This is a genomic window from Flavobacterium riviphilum, assembly GCF_055231795.1.
In genome coordinates, this window is record NZ_JBUYSY010000001.1 from 76,346 (window position 1) to 95,185 (window position 18,840).

The 18,840-nt window shown below is 36.0% G+C and carries 15 protein-coding genes; 13 read left to right on the plus strand and 2 right to left on the minus strand.

Annotated elements, in window-relative coordinates; translation table 11 throughout:
* Positions 1-66 precede the first annotated feature (66 nt).
* Genes ACZIX2_RS00360 through ACZIX2_RS00380 form a run of 5 tightly spaced genes read left to right on the plus strand, consistent with a single transcriptional unit; the run spans position 67 to position 5,847 of the window.
* Positions 67-690, plus strand: a complete 624-nt coding sequence (locus ACZIX2_RS00360) for a leucine-rich repeat domain-containing protein (RefSeq protein WP_463338088.1) — start codon at positions 67-69, stop codon at positions 688-690.
* A gap of 56 nt (positions 691-746) precedes the next feature.
* The gene (locus ACZIX2_RS00365) at positions 747-1,424 is read left to right on the plus strand and encodes a TetR/AcrR family transcriptional regulator (RefSeq protein ID WP_463338089.1); all 678 of its coding nucleotides are present in this window, start codon (positions 747-749) and stop codon (positions 1,422-1,424) included.
* Complete coding sequence (locus tag ACZIX2_RS00370) at positions 1,424-3,082, plus strand: peptidase domain-containing ABC transporter (RefSeq protein ID WP_463338090.1); 1,659 nt, start codon at positions 1,424-1,426, stop codon at positions 3,080-3,082. Before ACZIX2_RS00365 ends, ACZIX2_RS00370 begins: the two co-directional genes overlap by 1 nt.
* A 3-nt stretch (positions 3,083-3,085) precedes the next feature.
* Positions 3,086-4,441 carry an HlyD family secretion protein gene (locus tag ACZIX2_RS00375; protein ID WP_463338091.1) on the plus strand — a complete coding sequence of 452 codons (1,356 nt, stop codon included), beginning with the start codon at positions 3,086-3,088 and terminating at the stop codon, positions 4,439-4,441.
* Positions 4,441-5,847, plus strand: a complete 1,407-nt coding sequence (locus ACZIX2_RS00380) for a TolC family protein (protein ID WP_463338092.1) — start codon at positions 4,441-4,443, stop codon at positions 5,845-5,847. Before ACZIX2_RS00375 ends, ACZIX2_RS00380 begins: the two co-directional genes overlap by 1 nt.
* A 50-nt stretch (positions 5,848-5,897) precedes the next feature.
* On the opposite strand, the gene ACZIX2_RS00385 is transcribed toward ACZIX2_RS00380, so the two are convergent.
* The gene (locus tag ACZIX2_RS00385; protein ID WP_463338093.1) at positions 5,898-7,127 is read right to left on the minus strand and encodes a DUF445 domain-containing protein; all 1,230 of its coding nucleotides are present in this window, start codon (positions 7,125-7,127) and stop codon (positions 5,898-5,900) included.
* 191 nt (positions 7,128-7,318) lie between these two features.
* On the opposite strand from ACZIX2_RS00385, the gene map reads away from it, so the two are divergent.
* The 6 genes from map (at position 7,319) to pruA (ending at position 15,535) form a co-directional block, all read left to right on the plus strand.
* Positions 7,319-8,137 (plus strand): type I methionyl aminopeptidase, encoded by an 819-nt coding sequence (map, locus tag ACZIX2_RS00390; protein WP_463338094.1) that lies wholly within the window; start codon positions 7,319-7,321, stop codon positions 8,135-8,137.
* 145 nt (positions 8,138-8,282) lie between these two features.
* Positions 8,283-9,047: a class I SAM-dependent methyltransferase gene (locus tag ACZIX2_RS00395; RefSeq protein WP_463338095.1), complete on the plus strand. Its 765-nt coding sequence runs from the start codon at positions 8,283-8,285 to the stop codon at positions 9,045-9,047.
* Between the two features lie 89 nt (positions 9,048-9,136).
* On the plus strand, positions 9,137-12,043 hold the full coding sequence (locus ACZIX2_RS00400; protein WP_463338096.1) for a DEAD/DEAH box helicase: 2,907 nt from the start codon (positions 9,137-9,139) through the stop codon (positions 12,041-12,043).
* Between the two features lie 45 nt (positions 12,044-12,088).
* Complete coding sequence (locus ACZIX2_RS00405) at positions 12,089-13,336, plus strand: type IX secretion system plug protein (RefSeq protein WP_463338097.1); 1,248 nt, start codon at positions 12,089-12,091, stop codon at positions 13,334-13,336.
* Positions 13,337-13,398: 62 nt separating this feature from the next.
* Positions 13,399-13,785 (plus strand): Co2+/Mg2+ efflux protein ApaG, encoded by a 387-nt coding sequence (gene apaG / locus ACZIX2_RS00410; protein WP_463338098.1) that lies wholly within the window; start codon positions 13,399-13,401, stop codon positions 13,783-13,785.
* 121 nt (positions 13,786-13,906) lie between these two features.
* Positions 13,907-15,535 (plus strand): L-glutamate gamma-semialdehyde dehydrogenase, encoded by a 1,629-nt coding sequence (gene pruA / locus ACZIX2_RS00415; protein ID WP_463338099.1) that lies wholly within the window; start codon positions 13,907-13,909, stop codon positions 15,533-15,535.
* 216 nt (positions 15,536-15,751) lie between these two features.
* Here the strand turns inward: pruA and rsmG are convergent, their stop codons facing one another.
* The gene (gene rsmG, locus ACZIX2_RS00420; protein WP_463338100.1) at positions 15,752-16,381 is read right to left on the minus strand and encodes a 16S rRNA (guanine(527)-N(7))-methyltransferase RsmG; all 630 of its coding nucleotides are present in this window, start codon (positions 16,379-16,381) and stop codon (positions 15,752-15,754) included.
* A gap of 108 nt (positions 16,382-16,489) precedes the next feature.
* Between rsmG and ACZIX2_RS00425 the strand changes: the two genes are divergently transcribed.
* Positions 16,490-17,584, plus strand: a complete 1,095-nt coding sequence (locus ACZIX2_RS00425) for a fatty acid desaturase family protein (protein WP_463338101.1) — start codon at positions 16,490-16,492, stop codon at positions 17,582-17,584.
* A 36-nt stretch (positions 17,585-17,620) separates the two neighbouring features.
* Positions 17,621-18,808: a pyridoxal phosphate-dependent aminotransferase gene (locus ACZIX2_RS00430; protein WP_463338102.1), complete on the plus strand. Its 1,188-nt coding sequence runs from the start codon at positions 17,621-17,623 to the stop codon at positions 18,806-18,808.
* The last annotated feature ends 32 nt before the right edge of the window (positions 18,809-18,840 follow it).

The following is an 18,840-nucleotide window of genomic DNA, read 5'->3' on the forward strand; positions in this document are numbered from 1 at the left end:
TACTATTAACTTTGTGTAGTATACAATCACAGCACAACATTTTTACTTACAAAAAAACTAAACCTTATGAAAACTAAAATACCATCAATGCTCTTAGTTTTCTTTTTTGTGGCTCAAAGTTGGGCACAAAAAAAAGAATACACTAGTTGGGAACAAGCGATAAAAGAACCCGAAAAAGTCTATCGCTTGAATTTGAGCAATCAAAACATCCCGTTAGACTCTCCGATTTGGGCTAAATTTAAAAACTTGGAGTACTTGAATTTAAGTAACGATGGTTTACAATCGCTCCCAAAAGGTATTTTAAACTTAAAGAATTTAAAAGTTTTGGAACTTAGTGGCAACAAATTCAGCAATGTTCCTCCTGAAATTAGCAAATTGGAAAGTTTGGAAGAGGTATACTTAAATGAATTCAAATCGATTAATTTGCCACAAAGTTTAGAAGCGCTAGCCAAACTTCCCAATCTCACCATGTTGCACTTAGAAAACAACAATTTAGATCGTTTACCTGCAGAAATCGCTATGTTAAAAAACTTATCACAACTGTACTTGAATCAAAATCGATTTAAAGAAATACCGAAAGAAATCAGAGGATTACAACATCTACAACAGTTAGATATTAAAAACAATCCTATCAAAATACCCATGAATTTACAAGAAGATTTGAACTTTGGCTTTCGAATCAATTTTTAATTCTATGGCTGCATGAAAATAATTTTAATCAATTGAAATAATTCTATATTTTTTTTATGGATAGCATTTTAACCAATATCAAAATTCAAATCAACAGCAAAATTTTCGTCAAAGATCCTGAAACTTCCGCCTTAGGAAAAAAGATCATCGAGAACAGCATAATACTCATTAATGAAATTGGCTTTGAAGAATTTACTTTTAAAAAACTTGGCGAATTAATCGGCTCGAATGAAAGTTCTATTTATCGGTATTTTGAAAACAAACACAAACTCTTAGTGTATCTAAGTTGCTGGTATTGGACTTGGATGGAATATCGATTGGTTTTTTCAACAAATAACATTTCAGATCCTCTGGAAAAACTTACTAAAGCCATCCAAATTGTCACCGAAAAAATAGAAGACGATCAATCGACAACACACATTAATGAAAGTATTTTAAACCAAATTATAATTCAAGAATTCACCAAAACACTTCACACCAAAGAAGTAGACGAAGAAAATAGAGAAGGTTTTTTCTTAATTTACAAAAGAGTTAATGCCAGAATTGTATCTATGGTTGAAGCCGTAAATCCGGACTATCCTTATGCAAAAAGCTTGGTTTCTTCTATTTTGGAGGGTGCTTCGCATCAACACTTTTTGATGAATCATTTGAAAACCATCACTAATTGTACTCCTCAAATTAGTCCCACTGATTTTTATACCCATTTAGTAACCTCTCTTTTAAAACGCAACTAATGACTCCTTTACAACGCTATTTAAAATTATTACTCCTTGATAAAAAAGATATCTATCAAATATTTTTCTATGCCATATTCGCAGGATTTGTCAGCCTATCTTTACCCCTTGGAATACAGGCCATTATCAACTTTATACAATCTGGTAGAGTTACTGTTTCATGGATTGTTCTAGTTGTATTTGTTGTGATAGGCGTGGCTTTGGTTGGGATTTTGTCCTTAATGCAACTTCGTATTACCGAAAACTTACAACAAAAAATATTTGTTCGCTCGTCCTTTGAATTTGCTACTCGTCTACCAAGAATAAAGTTTGAAGAACTTTACGATACTTATCCTCCGGAACTTGCCAATCGCTTTTTTGATACCATGACCATTCAAAAAGGGTCATCCAAACTCCTTGTTGATTTTTCGGCTGCCTTATTACAAATATTATTTGGGATACTTTTATTGTCATTTTATCACCCCTATTTCATTATGTTGGGGGTTTTGTTACTGATATTACTCTACTTAATTTTTAAATACTCTTATTTTATTGGTTTAGACAACAGTTTAAAAGTCTCTAAATACAAATATAAAGTGGCTGGATGGTTGCAAGAAATGGCTCGCAACAATTATAGCTTTAGGAGAGAACGCAATTATGATTTTGCCTTGCAAAAAAATGATCATTTTGCTACTGAATACCTTCATTATAGAGAATCACTTTTTAGTGTACTGAAGAGACAATTTAGCCATCTTATCGTTTTTAAAATGGTCATTACGGCTAGTTTACTTTCAATAGGAGGTTATTTAGTAATTTCGCAAGAAATGAATATTGGACAATTTGTAGCCGCTGAGATTATCATTTTGTTGGTTATAAACTCTGTTGAAAAAATTATTTTAGGTTTAGAAACCCTATATGATGTATTAACTGCAGTAGAGAAGATTGGCTTGGTAACCGATTTAAGTATGGAAGAAGACACCGAATACGACAGCAACAAATGCTATCATGCCATCTCATTAACCACCGAAAAATTAGGTATTCAATTTCCTGGTAGTACCTCAAAAATTTTGGGAAAAATCGACATAAAAATTGATCAAGGCGAACGCATTTTTATAGATGGTAAAAACGGATCTGGAAAAACCACATTAATCCGAATTTTGTCGGGCTTGTTACAACCTACTGAAGGCGCAATGTTCATCAATGACGATACGTTTAAGAAAATTAATCTAAAACAATACCGCTCTCAAATTGGCAACATCATTCATAGCGAAACCCCTTTTGAAGGAAGTATTTTGGATAATCTTATTTTCAACACGCCAAATTACTCTGATGAAGAAATAAAATGGGCTTTAGATGGGGTACAACTTACCAATTATATCAAATCCTTACCCAAGGGACTAGATACCCCCATTTTCCCCGAAGGACAACAATTGTCCTCTTCCAATGCACAAAAAATTCTCTTAGCCAGAAGTATTATTAGTAAACCTAAAATATTATTTTATGAAGATCCTACTGATGCTATGGATGAAAAAATAGCAAACGAAATCATTGATTTTCTCACCTCTGAAGAAAACAAATGGACCATTGTAGTGTCTTCAAAAAATCCGTATTGGAAAACCAAATGTACCCGTCATATCACAATGGAAAAAGGAGTTCTCATTTCTGATCAAAAACTATAATTTATGCTTAATATTTCAGACGACAATTCTACACGCTCGAAAGCCTTTAAAAAATACAAAACCGTAAACGATTTAGGGAATAGACCGCATTATAAAATTCTAAACCGCATCATTAGTGCAGTTAGTATATTAGCGCTTATCTCAATGTTTTTACCTTGGACACAAAATATTTCTGGCTCAGGTGCAGTGACTACTTTAAAACCCAATCAACGCCCTCAGTCCATTCAGAGCGTTATTTCAGGTCGTATCGAAAAATGGTACGTAAAAGAAGGAGATTATGTGGAGAAAGGTGATACCATCATGTTCATTTCCGAAATTAAGGAAGATTACATGGATCCTAACTTGGTGGCCAATACCAAAAATCAAGTGTTGGCCAAAAAACAAGCTTTGCAATCCTATGGGTCTAAAGTTTCAGCTTTATCCATTCAAATTCAAAACATTGAAAATGAAAAAAAATTAAAACTAGAACAAGCTCAAAATAAGATCCAACAAGCTCGTTTCAAAATCAAAAGCGATTCTATAGATTTAGAAGCCGTAAAAACGCAATTAAAGATTGCCAACACCCAATACAATCGTGCTGTTCAATTGAATAAAGAAGGGCTAAAACCTCTTACCGATGTAGAGGAAAAAAGGCTCAAACAACAAGAAGTTGAAGCCAAAATTATCACACAAGAAAACAAACTTTTAACCAGCAAAAATGACCTGATCAATGCCAAAGTAGAAATTGGCAGAATCAATGCTGAATATGGTGAAAAAGTCTCCAAAGCACAAAGCGATCAATTTACCGCTTTGAGTAATCAATTTGACACCGAGGCACAAGTCAACAAACTTGAAAATCAATATGCCAACTATAGCATCCGAAATGGCATGTATTACATCAAGGCGGTTCAAAGCGGTTACATCAATCGAGCAATACAAGCCGGGATTGGTGAAACCATCAAAGAAGGCACCCCTATTGCCACTATCATGCCTGCCAACTACGATATTGCTGTAGAAACCTATGTTAATCCAGTTGACTTACCTTTGATTCGTAAAGGTGAAAAAATAAGGGTTTGGTTTGATGGGTGGCCTACGATTGTGTTTTCGGGTTGGCCCGAAATGTCATACGGTACTTTTGGCGGCGAAATTGTGGCTATCGAAAACTTCATCAGTGACAATGGAAAATTCAGAGTACTCATAGCGCCTGACCCTAAAGATCAACAATGGCCAAAACAATTGCGTGTAGGTTCTGGCGCACAAACTATTGCCTTACTCAACACTGTTCCGGTTTGGTTCGAAATTTGGAGAACGCTTAATGGTTTCCCTCCAGATTATTACAAAACCAATACCAAAGAAAAAACCAAAAATGCCAAAAAATAATGAAAAAGATAATCGTTGTTTTTTTATTTATTACTAAGTGTGTTTTTGCACAAAACAATACGCCCACAAACCCAACTTTGAGTAACGAATTTAGTTATAGTGAGTTTTTAGGTTATGTCAAAAAATACCACCCTTTGGTAAAAAATGCGAATTTAGAAATCACTCGTGCTCAAGCGAATTTAATGATGGCTCGAGGAGGATTTGATCCAAAAATTGAAGTAGATTTTGACAAAAAACAGTTCAAAGACAAAGACTATTATTCCATCCTTAACAGTAGTTTCAAAATTCCTACATGGTATGGTATTGAATTAAAAGCCGGTTTCGACAATAACGAAGGCTTGTATTTGAACCCTCAAAATACAGTACCTAATCAAGGACTAACTTCCTTTGGCATCAGTATACCAGTAGGTCAAGGTTTATTTATTAACCAACGTATGGCCGATGTTCGTAAAGCCAAAATGCAAGTAAAATTAAGCCAAGCCGAAAGAAAACTAGAAGCCATTGCCATTTTGTATGACGCATCCGTTGCTTATTTTAATTGGAAAAAAAATTATGACGAAGTGCAATTGTACAAAGTGTACAAACGCAATGCCGAGATTCGATTCAAAGGTATCGAAACACTGATACAACAAGGTGATAAACCCGCCATCGATAGCATTGAAGCAGGCATCATTGTCAAAAATAGAGCCTTGAGTTTGGAAGATTCTCAATTAAAACTAACTAAGGCTAGACTTGAGCTTTCTAATTATTTATGGCTGGATAACAACATCCCTTTGGAACTTTCGGAAAACTTACATCCAGAACAACAATTGGCATTAACTATCCAAGAAACGTTACGCACCAACGATCTGCAAAATCAGGATTTCTCCATTGCCGATCATCCTAAAATCTTTGCTCTTGAACAAAAAATTGATTTGCTCAATGTAGACCGAAAACTTAAAGCCAATGCGCTTTTACCCAAAATTGATCTGAGTTATTCCTATCTCTCCGAGCCCAGTTACATCGATAACTATCAGTTTAATGATTACAAAATAGGCGTCAATTTTGCGTTCCCTTTGTTTTTGAGAAAAGAAAGAGGTAGTTTAAAGTTAGCACAATTCAAAGTCCAAGAAGTCCAAAACAACTTGAACCTAGAAAAAGTACAATTGACCAACAAAATCAATGCGCAAAAAACCGAAATCAACTCACTTTTTAAACAACGTAATTTGATTGATGGTTTGGTCAAAAACAACCAATCAATGTTGCAATCCGAAGAACGATTGTTTTCGTTTGGTGAAAGCTCTTTATTTTTGTTGAACACCAGAGAGAACAATCTAGTTTCGGCACAGTTGGCGGCAATTGCTCTAGAAAATCGTTTTTTAATTTCAAATTCGGAATTATTCAGAATCATGGCCAATCCGGATTAATCCTAGGCCATCCTAATTAAAAAAAGAGCTCTTTTGGGAGCTCTTTTTAATTATATTAATGTTGTTAAAAAATATATCAAAAGCCCGACCAATCCACCAACAATGGTCCCGTTGATTCGGATAAATTGCAAATCTTTACCTACCTGAAGTTCTAATTTTTCGGTTACTTCCTCAGCATTCCATCCCTTAACCGTAGAAGCGATTAATTCGCCAATAGCATGCTTATTTTTGATTAACACCTCCAACACATCATGTTTAACAAAAAGATTTATTTTTTCTCTCATCAAAAAATCTGAAGCTATATTTTTTCCAAATTGCTGAAGCAAACTCACTATACTTCTTTGAATCAAAGAAGCATCACCTTTGGCAATATCTTCGATAATTCCTTTTTTTACCTCGTCCCAAATTCCTATCAAGTAGGATTGTACTTCTTCTTTTTGAACAAAATCTAAGACCGTTTCATTAACTTTTTTTTGCAATTCAGGCGTGGTTTGTAGCTCCATTACAAATTCCTGAATATAGGAATCGATGCGTTCTCGAACTTTACTTTCAGGGTAACTGGCTTGTTCTAAAAACTCATACAATCCATTAAAAATGGCAGTAGTAATTTTTTTGTCTGCTAGTCCGAATGTCAAAAAAGGAGTCGACTTTTTTACTTTCTCCTCAATAACATCTTTATTGTTTTGCAATTCAACCAATAAAGTTTTCAAAACATTTGTAACCAACTGTTGTTGTTTTTTGCTTTTAGACAAAGCTTCTAAGCCTATTGCAATCCATTGGCTAAAATTGATGGTACGCACCCTTTTTTGAAATTGCTCTTGAACAAATCTTTGAATTTCGTCATCATCAATACTTTTTAAAATCGAAGGCAAAACATGTTCAACAATTAGACTACCTACCATCAAAGCATTTTTTTGCTCAGCCAACCAATATGCTGCTTTTAATCCAGGATTGAATTGATCTACTTTGAGTTCTAAATTCTTTTTCACTAAAAATTCTTCCGAAACAAAACTCCCTAAGTTATCGCCAATACTATCTTTATTTCTTGGGATCAATGCCGTATGAGGAATCGGAATACCTAGAGGATGTTTAAACAAAGCCACTACCGCAAACCAATCGGCTATTCCACCTACCATTGCCGCCTCTGCAAAGGCTTTCAATGCTCCCCATTTAAAATAAAGACCAACCAAGTAAAGACCAAAAGCAATTCCTAAAACCAATAAAGCAAAGCGCTTCATTTTGATTAGTTCTTTTTCTTTATGATTCTTTGGGTTATCCATTGTGCTTCTATTAACATCTCATAGCTAAGTTATTGCTTTTTTCCACTTGATTTACATGCAAAATGAAGTTAGTCCATTCTATTGTTTAAAATAACATTTTAAAATTCGGGGTTTAACTCAAATTAAAGAAATGCTCCTTTCGATAAATTATTTTAAAAGTCGTACTTTTGCCCACTGAAAATTTAGCTGCTATGATTATTGTAAAATCAAGAGAAGAAATTGAATTGATGCGCGAAAGTGCTTTGATTGTTTCCAAAACGTTAGGAATGATTGCCTCCGAGATTAAAGAAGGAGTGACTACTTTATATTTAGACAAATTGGCCGAAGCATTCATTCGTGACCACGGTGCAGTACCGAGTTTCTTGGGATTGTACGGTTTTCCGAATTCGTTGTGTATGAGCCCAAATTCTCAGGTTGTACACGGTATCCCGAACAACAAACCGCTAGAAAATGGAGATGTGATTTCGGTGGATTGTGGGGCTTTCAAAAATGGATTTCACGGTGACCACGCCTACTCTTTTGAGATTGGCGAAGTGGCACCTGAAACGAAAAAATTATTACAGGTTACGAAGGAATCGTTGTATGTTGGAATTCGCGAGTTCAAATTAGGAAATCGCGTGGAAGATGTAGGAAATGCGATTCAGAAATATACCGAAGCCCACGGTTATGGCGTGGTTCGTGAATTGGTAGGTCACGGTTTAGGGCAGAAAATGCACGAAGACCCCGAAATGCCAAACTACGGCAAAAGAGGTCGCGGTAAACTTTTTGTAGAAGGTATGGTGGTGGCCATCGAACCGATGATTAATATGGGTACCAAAAACATCAAACAACACAAAGACGGCTGGACCATTACTACTGCCGATGGAAAACCAAGTGCTCATTTTGAACACGATGTGGCCATCATTGACGGAAAACCTGAAATTTTATCGACTTTCAAATACATTTACAAAGCACTTGGCATTGAAAGCGATGAAGAAGAGGAGTTTAGAAAAGTGCCTTTGGTGGTGTAAACACTAATTGCACGAATTTGAATTAAGACAATATCTACTGAGATTGCCAATAAATTATAATTCAAAAATTTCAAAAAATAATATAAAACGATTCATAAACACCGCTAGAGAATTCTAAATCTTTGTGAATCTTAGTGTAACAACTATGAAAAGACTTTTCAAAACCGTACTCAATACCATTCCGCGTCCCTTATTAATTCGTTTGAGTTATGTGGCGCGACCCATCATTGCTTTTACCTTAAAAGGTGACAAATTTACGGACCCAATTGATGGCAAAAGCTTTAAATCGATGTTGCCTTACGGATACGAAACGCAACGCAACAACGTGCTTTCACCAAGTACGCTTTCGCTAGAAAGACACCGCTTGTTGTGGTTGTACCTCAACGAGCAAACGGACTTTTTTACAGCACCCAAAAAAGTTTTGCATTTTGCTCCTGAACAAGCTTTTTATAAATTGTTTCGCAAACAAAAAAACTTGGACTACACTACTACCGATTTGTTTTCGCCTTTGGCAGATGTAAAAGCAGACATTTGCAATTTACCGTTTGAAGACAATCAATACGATGTGATTTTGTGCAATCACGTTTTGGAGCACATCCCAAACGATACCAAAGCGATGCAGGAATTGTATCGCGTGTTGAAACCGGGTGGAATGGCTATTTTGCAGATTCCACAGGACTTAAATCGTGAAGTGACCTTTGCCGATGACTCGATTACCGACCAAAAAGAGCGCGCCAAAATATTTGGACAATACGACCACGTGCGCATTTATGGTCGTGACTATTTTGACAAATTAAGAAGCATTGGTTTTACCGTAATCGAAGAGGACTATACCCGGAAAATTGCTCCTGAACTGGTAGAAAAATACTGTTTGGCCAAAGGCGAAATTATCCCGGTTTGTTTTAAATAAACTTTGACAAATCAACACGAATGTCACGAATTAGCACGAATTGTTTTGGTGTAATTTGAGTTAGTTTACCATCAATCACAAATAAACTTTTGGAACCCGAAAATCATTTCCAGTTTTGCTTTGACATCAGTTTCGAAGCGAGACTCAATTACTATATTCCTACTGCCTATGTAGTTGGGCATACGGATACCATTACCTATTTAGAAAAAAAAGCAAGTCCAGAAGTCCTAAAAAGTATGGGTATAATTCTGGGAAACTTGGATGCTGCAACACAAAAAACAGTATCTCTTTGTGAAGTACTCCAACCTGAAGCCCTGTTTAAGAAATACCGAACTAAAAGCAAATCGGCCAAAAACATTGAAGATTTACTTAAAGACGAGAAACTAAAATTCGGCATTGAGCAGTTTATAAAAATAAGCTTAGCGCAATTTTATACGTTAGTAAAAGAGAACGATTTCCCCCTTTCGCTGAACTTGGGGAAAGATAAAGATTTTCGTATCAGCCGTATCGCTACTCAAAATCCATCCTTAACAACCAAACTGCATTTTGACAAACACGACAACGGGATTTCGTACACCTTACAACTGAAAGATGCTGATACTACATTTTACCCCTCGAATACTAAAATTACACTTTTATTAGACGAGCCAGCTTGGGTTGTGGCACATCATAAACTGTATCAACTACTAGACATCAATTCGAAAAAAATCACGCCTTTTTTGACCAAAAAAGTCGTGGAAATCCCCTCAAAATTAGTGCCCGATTATTTTGAAAAATTCATTAAAGACATAGCCAAAAAAGTAGACATTACGGCTACAGGATTTGAAGTCATTACTCGCGAAACCATACACAATTGTACACTACAATTGGTCTATGATTTTTTCAAAAACAACTATTTCATTGGGCTTTTATTTGATTATGACGGCTATGTGTTTGATGCCACCAAACCCAAAAACACGCACTCAGAAATTGATCTAAAGGATTTGAACAACATCCAATTGGTACAATACAAACGAAGCCAAGCTGAAAATAATTACACCCAAGCCTTATTGGATTTGGGTTTAAGCAAAAACGAAAACAATGTATTTGGACTTACTCAAAACACAACAAATCAAGACGCTTTCGCCAGTATTCAGTGGGCTATCGAAAATAAAGAAAAGCTAGAATCCTTAGGTTTTTCATTAGAAAATTTAAAAATAGACGGAAAGAAAATCGATAGCAATACCGTAACGATTACATTCTCCAACACCATTCAAAACGACTGGTTTGACATCAAAATGACGGTGGTTTGTGATGATTTTGAATTTAACTTCAGCGAGTTGATTCCGAATATAAAAAACAAAAATCGTCTGTTTGCCTTACCCAACGGAAATTACTTTTTGATTCCGTCAGAATGGATGACGCGCTACAGTGCGATGGCAAAATTAGCCAAAATCAAAAATGGAAATCTTGCGGTGCTCAAAAGTAATTTTGCGGTTTTTGAAGACATTCCACAGTTGAAACAGTCCTTGCACGTCAAGGAATCCGTTCAATACCAACCTTCGCCTTTGGTTAAAGCCACCTTGCGACCGTATCAAATAGAAGGGGTACAATGGCTTTTGGAACACTACAACAACGGATTAGGCGCTTGCTTGGCCGATGATATGGGATTGGGGAAAACATTGCAAACCCTATCCACGCTGGTCGCGGTACAAGAAAAACTAGAGGTTGAAAAAGCCGAAAACATTCAGCTCGATTTGTTTGGCAACGAAATTCCTGTAGCCAAAGAATACTTAAAAGCGTTAATTGTGCTTCCCTCCTCTTTGGTGTTCAATTGGTACAATGAAGCTAGAAAATTTACACCACATTTTCGAAGAATTCAGTATGTAGGTCAAGACCGAAAAATACTATCTAAAAAATTAGAAAAATACGACTTGATCTTTACCAGCTACGCCGTAGTGTCGAGAGATCTTTCGATTTTAGAAAAATACCAGTTTCGCTATTTGATTTTGGACGAAAGTCATTACATCAAAAACAAAAATTCGAAAATTTTCAAAGCCATTAATCAACTGCAAACCACTCATAAAATCTCGTTGAGCGGCACGCCGATTGAAAATTCATTGGACGATTTGTGGTCTCAAATGCAATTTATCAATCCAAATATTTTGGGGAGTTATGCTTTTTTTACTGAACATTACAAATTTCCGATTGAGAAAAAACAAGACGAAAACAGTCTCGCAGAACTCAAAACCTTGGTGAGTCCCTTTATTCTAAGACGCACCAAAGAGCAAGTTTTAAAAGACTTACCGGAACTCTCTGAACAAGTTTTCTATTGTGAAATGGAACCCGAACAAGAGAAATTATACGAAGAAGAAAAGTCGAAAGCGAGAAACGCCCTTTTAAAAACCGATGGCTCAGGCATTGACAAAATCAATATTATCAATACGTTGATGCGTTTGAGACAATTGAGCAATCACCCAAAAATGGTCGATGCCACCTCCGAAATGGATTCTGGAAAATATATGGCGGTGACGCGTTATTTGGAAACCTTGGTACAGTCCAATCAAAAAACGATAGTGTTTAGTTCGTTTGTCTCGAATTTAGAATTTTATAAGAAATGGAGCCTCGAAAACAAGATTGATTTTTGTGAACTCACGGGCGCTACTCCTCAAAAAGAGCGCGCCTATCAAGTTCAGAAATTTCAAGAACAAGAGCGCGCAAAATTGTTTTTTATTTCCTTAAAAGCGGGTGGCGTGGGGCTCAATATTACCAAAGCTTCTTATGTTTTGTTTTTGGACCCTTGGTGGAATCCCTTTGCCGAAAAGCAAGGTATCGGTCGTGCCCATCGCATTGGACAGCTGAACAAAGTGAATGTAATTCGATTCATCACTAAAAATACAGTGGAGGAAAAAATCATTCGTTTGCAAGAAAACAAAAAACTGCTTTCGGATGCGTTGCTTGATGAACAGCACATCAGCCCAGAACTTGAAGAAAATTTAGATTTTATTTTAACCTAAAAACCATTTCAATAAATACTTATCTTTACTAGAAATTTAATTGAAATGAGAAAAATTTCTGTTGCCTTACTTTTATTGATCTATTCATTTGTTGATGCCCAAGTACTTCAAGAAATAACACCACCTTATAACATTAAGACTATTTCCTTTATGGATAATGGCCAGAATGTCATTCCTGTTTTTAAATTAGGTGAGTCATTTGAGTTGCATTTTGATGATTTGTTTGGCAATGACGTTAATTATTATTACGAAATTATACATTGTGACTACAATTGGAAACCTTCGGAAATACCCAAACAAGAATACCTAAAAGGCCTCGACAATCAAAGAATAATCAATCAAATCAACTCTTTCAATACCCTTCAAATCTATACCCATTACCAATTAAATATCCCAAATCAATTTTCTCAGTTAATCATCAGCGGAAATTATATTATCAAAATTTTGAACGAAGACCGAGAGGTAGTTTTTTCTAGAAAATTTATTCTCTATGAAGATCTGGCATCGGTACGTTTACAAATAAAAAGAGGCAGAAATTTGAATACTATAGAAAGCAAACACAATTTGGATTTCTCTATAACATCAAAGAGTCTAACTTTTCAAAACCCTTTGCAAAATGTAAAAGTTTTGCTGTTACAAAACCGTCAATTCAACACGGGTATCAAAAACATTCCTCCACAATACACTATAGGCAACGAATTAATATACAAATATGATGTAGAAACTCAATTCTGGGCGGGCAATGAATTTCGTTTTTTTGACAATAAAGACATCCGAAATGCTTCTAACAATATTGCCAAAATAGATTCAAATGGAGCCATATACAATGGATATCTATTTACAGATGAAGCACGTGCCAATTTCCCTTATAGTTTTACCCTAGATGCGAATGGTAATTTTGTGGTGCGTAATTTAAACGCTGCCAATTCGACTACCGAAGCTGATTACGCTTGGATTTATTTTTCTTTATCAGCACCAAGTTTACCCGCTCAAAAGAACATCTATATCAATGGTATGTTCAATAATTACGCATTAACTGAAGAAAACAAAATGGAGTATAATGAAAAAAGGAATGTGTATGAAAAAGCCATGTTGATTAAGCAAGGTTTTACCAATTACCAATATGTAGTTACCGATAAAAAAGGCAATATTGAAGAAGAAAACAGAGTGGATGGGAATTTTTTTCAAACTGAAAATGAATATGAAGTAGTAGTTTACTACAGAGAAAACACGCAACGCTTTGATCGCGTCATAGGATTTGTAGCTTTGACTTCTGTAAATGTTACCAATTAGTTAAATATAAAAAAGTACATTCTTTTTTTGTAAATTTGTTAACGATAAAAGAATTATCATCGATGGTTTCACAAATTACAAAAGGCATAAAAATTTCGGTAGTTACTAGTTTTGAAGGCACCTATTTCAAAAACTACAAAATTCATTTTGCCTTTCGCTACCAAATCACCATCGAAAATCATAGTAAAGACTCCGTTCAACTTACTTCGCGTCATTGGGAAATCTTCGACTCATTAAATTATAATGAAATCGTAGATGGCGAGGGTGTTATTGGTAAAAAACCAGTTTTAAAACCTGGAGAACAATATACATATAGCTCTGGATGTTTATTATCGTCTCCATATGGTGCTATGAAGGGTCATTTTAATATGATCAATTTTACTACTACAAAAACGTTCAAAGTATTTGTCCCTACATTCAAGTTATGTGCTTCTTTTGCCTTGAATTAATTTGACTTTTATTTAAGATTTAAGAGTTAAAATTAATATTTACTTTGTATTTTTGCTTCAATTTTAAGGCAAAAGCCTGATTTTTATTGTTTTTCATTTTTTAATACTTAAATAAAAAAATATGCTAAAAGGATTTTTTAACGTACCCAAAGCGGTGAATGAGCCTGTTAAAGCTTACGCCCCAAACTCCCCAGAAAAAGCAGCAGTTCTTGCAGCATACAAAGCCATGTGGAATTCAAAAATTGACGTTCCTTTATACATTGGTAGCGAAGAAATCAAAACGGGTAATACTAGAAATATGACCGCTCCACACGATCACCAACATGTGGTAGGAACGTATCATTTAGCCGAAAAAACACATGTTGAAAAAGCCATTGCTAGCGCTCTAGAAGCCAGAACAGCATGGGCAAATATGGCATGGGAACAACGTGCAGCTATTTTCTTGAAAGCTGCCGAGTTGATTGCTGGACCATACAGAGCCAGAATCAATGCTGCAACTATGATTGCGCAATCTAAAAATATTCACCAAGCCGAAATTGATGCAGCTTGCGAGTTGATCGACTTTTTACGTTTCAACGTAGAGTTCATGACTCAAATTTATGCTGACCAACCTAAATCGACTTCTGATATGTGGAACCGATTAGAATACCGTCCACTAGAAGGATTCGTATACGCGATCACTCCATTCAACTTTACCGCTATCGCTGCCAATCTTCCAGCAAGTGCTGCTATGATGGGTAACGTAGTAGTTTGGAAACCTAGTGACAGCCAAGTATTCTCTGCAAAAATCATCATCGATGTATTCAAAGAAGCAGGAGTTCCTGATGGTGTAATCAATGTGGTTTTTGGAGATGCTTTAATGGTTACTGATACGGTTCTAGCAAGTCGCGATTTCGCAGGAGTTCACTTTACAGGTTCAACACATGTATTTAAAGATATTTGGGCAAAAATTGGAACGAACATTCACCATTACAAAACCTACCCAAGAATTGTAGGAGAAACTGGTGGTAAAGATTTCGTGGTAGCGCATCCAAGTGCTAATGTAAAACAAGTAGCGACAGGAATTGTTCGTGGCGCTTTCGAGTTCCAAGGACAAAAATGCTCTGCTGCTTCAAGAGCTTATGTGCCTCAAAGTATGTGGCCAGCCTTAAAAGAACAATTGATTACCGATGTAAAATCAATGAAAATGGGATCTCCAGAAGATTTCAGCAACTTCATTACAGCCGTAATTCACGAAGGTTCTTTTGACAAACTAGCTAGCTATATTGATCAAGCTAAAAAAGATGCAGATGCTGAAATTATTGTTGGTGGAAATTATGATAAATCCGTTGGGTACTTTATCGAACCTACCATTATCGTAACCAGCAATCCAAAGTACACGACTATGGAAACCGAATTATTCGGTCCTGTAATCACCATCTATGTTTACGAAGATGCCAAATGGGCAGAAACCTTAAAATTGGTAGACACCACTTCTGAGTATGCTTTAACAGGAGCTATCTTCAGTCAAGACCGTTACGCCATCGAAGAAGCAACTTTAGCTTTACAAAATGCCGCAGGTAATTTCTATATCAATGACAAACCAACAGGAGCTGTGGTAGGTATGCAACCGTTTGGTGGCGCTAGAGCTTCAGGAACCAACGACAAAGCAGGTTCTGCCTTGAACTTATTGCGTTGGGTTTCTCCAAGAACAATCAAAGAAACTTTTGTAACACCAGAAGATTACAGATATCCATTTTTAGGAGAATAATTTTCTAAACACAACTATTTAAAAACCCCACATAAATCAAAATTGATTTTTGTGGGGTTTGTTGTTTACTCTATTTTAGCAACAGCTTCAAAAGGCATTTTGGCCAGCAAAGTCCCGCTGTCCGCTATATCTTGCTTTCCGAACCCCGTCAAGCAAGGATGCCGGTACCATCGGGGTTAAAAGGATAAATGGGTTTGTTTTTGTAAGCAATAAAAATTACACCACAAACTTCAACGGTAAGTGCACCACTTTTTTGGTTTCAAAAAATTCATCTTCAAAAATGTCGGCCAAATTGTATTCGGTCGCATTTGGAAAATCCTTTAGCTCCTCGGTCAAATCGCCTCCTTTTAAATACAAAATACCATTTTTCAATTCGTGTTTGTGTTGCTTTTTGATTTTCGTTTTTACCCAAGAAACAAAATCTGGCATATTGGTCACCGCTCGGCTCACAATAAAATCAAAATCGCCTTTTACATTTTCAGCGCGAATTTGTTCTGCCTTTACGTTTTTCAGCTCCAAAGCTTCAGCAACTGCTTGTACTACTTTTATTTTTTTGGCAATAACATCAATCAAATAAAAACGCGTTTCTGGAAACAAAATCGCCAAAGGAATTCCAGGAAATCCACCTCCAGTACCTACGTCCAACACATAAGACCCTGGTTCAAACTTGTTTATTTTGGCAATTCCTAACGAATGCAAAACGTGTTTGGTGTATAAGGCATCAATATCTTTTCTGGAAATAACATTGATTTTCTCGTTCCAATCATGGTATAAAAAATCCAATTTGGCAAATTGCTCTTTTTGCAAGTCGGTCAAATCAGGAAAATACTTTAGAATTTCATTCATGGTAAAAATTTTTAACAAAAGTACTCAATTTTAAATGGAAATTTTTAAGTCGTTTATACAGATGCAACAATTTTTAATCTATACATTTGCATATATTTAAAATTTCAAATGAATACTATTACGCCCACATTCTCCAAACAAGATAATGCAAAATTTTTCAGAACACTTAACTCACGGGTTAACAACTATTTCAAAGAAAACAATATTGCCAAAACCGGCAATTGGCAATTACACTTAAAAGCCATCATCCTGTTTAGTGTTTTCTTGGCTCCTTATTTCATCATTTTGACCCTAGAATTACCATTATGGGCACATTTGTTACTCACAATTGTCATTGGAATTGGGATGGCAGGGGTTGGTATGAACGTGATGCACGATGGAAATCACGGCTCGTATTCTTCAAAAAGTTGGGTAAACAAATTCATGGGAGGCACAATCTACATTTTGGCCGGAAACGTGTACAATTGGCAAGTACAACACAATGTATTACATCACACTTACACGAATATTCCTGGACACGACGAAGACTTAGATGCGGGTAGAATCATTCGATTTTCGAAGGCTGCCAAATGGTATTCCTTTCATCGTTTTCAACATTATTATTCCATTTTCTTGTATGGCTTATTAACCTTCAATTGGGCATTAACTACCGATTTCAAACAAATGAAAAGTTATTTGAAGCGAAAACTATCGTATGGCGAAGCGAAAAGTCCCAAAATTCTTTGGACCACTTTGATCATTACAAAAATCATCTATGCTACCGTTTGGATTGTTTTACCAATTGTAATTGGCATTACTTGGTGGAAAGTTTTACTAGGCTTTTTCGTCATGCACTACACTGCCGGATTAATTTTAAGCGTGGTATTTCAATTGGCACACGTGGTAGAGGAAACCACCAATCCGTTACCCAATGAAAATGGAGAAATCGAAAATACTTGGGCCATTCATCAGTTGTTTACTACCACCAATTTCGCTCCAAAAAATTGGTTAGTAAATTGGTATACTGGAGGTTTGAATCATCAAATCGAACACCATATTTTTCCCAACATTAGCCACATCCATTACAGCAAGATTGCTAAAATTGTAAAGGATACAGCCAAAGAATGCAACCTACCCTATTACGAATACAAAACCATGCGTAGTGCAGTAATTGCTCACTTCAAGCATTTGAAAGATCTTGGGAAGAATCCAGAATTAGCCTAATTTTTTTTTGAAATATTAATTACTATTATCTAACAAATGAATCCACTTTCAGACAGAATTAACAACCTCGCTACTTCACAAACCCTAGCGATGGCCGCATTAGCAAGAGAATTAAAAGCACAAGGCAAAGACATTATCAGTTTAAGTTTAGGGGAACCTGATTTTAACACCCCTGACTTCATAAAAGAAGCCGCCAAAAAAGCCATAGACGAAAACTACAGCACCTATACCCCTGTAGAAGGTTATGCAGAATTAAAAGAGGCCATTTGTAGAAAATTCAAGAGAGATAATAACCTAGACTACAAACCTTCTCAAATTGTAGTTTCTACAGGTGCCAAACAATCGTTGTACAACATTGCTCAAGTAATGTTAAACGATGGTGACGAAGTAATTTTACCAGCGCCTTACTGGGTTTCTTATTATGAAATCATAAAATTATCAGGTGGTGTTCCTGTAGAAGTTCCTACATCTGTAGAAACCGATTTCAAAATCACACCAGAACAATTAGAAGCAGCCATTACTCCTAAAACAAAAATGATGTGGTTCTCTTCTCCTTGTAACCCTTCAGGTTCAGTGTACAACAGAGAAGAATTGACCGCTTTAGCTAAAGTATTAGAAAAGCATCCAAATATTTATGTAGTAGCCGACGAAATCTATGAGCACATTAATTTCTCAGGAACTTTTTATAGCATTGCCTCTATCCCTGGCATGTTAGAAAAAACCATCACTGTAAATGGAGTAGCCAAAGCTTTCGCCATGACCGGTTGGAGAATTGGTTACATTGGTGCCCCAGAATTTATCGCCAAAGCTTGTACTAAAATCCAAGGTCAAGTTACTTCTGGCGCCAACAGTATTGCGCAGAGAGCAACCATAACTGCTGTAGATGCAGATCCATCGGTCTTAAAAGATATGGTACAAGCCTTCCACAGCCGTAGAGATTTAGTAGTAGGTTTATTAAAGGAGATTCCTGGTGTCAAAATCAACGTTCCAGAAGGTGCTTTCTACGTTTTCCCAGATGTTTCTTCTTTCTTTGGAAAAACACTTAGAGGAACTGAAATTAAAGATGCTAATGATGTATCGATGTATCTTTTGGCAGAAGCTTGTGTAGCAACTGTAACAGGAGACGCTTTTGGAAATCCAAATTGTATTCGTTTCTCATATGCTACCAGTGAAGCTTTATTAACCGAAGCTTTAAAAAGAATCAAAGACGCTTTGGCTGGATAAACCAAAGTGCTACTGCTTTAGTAAGCCTCAAG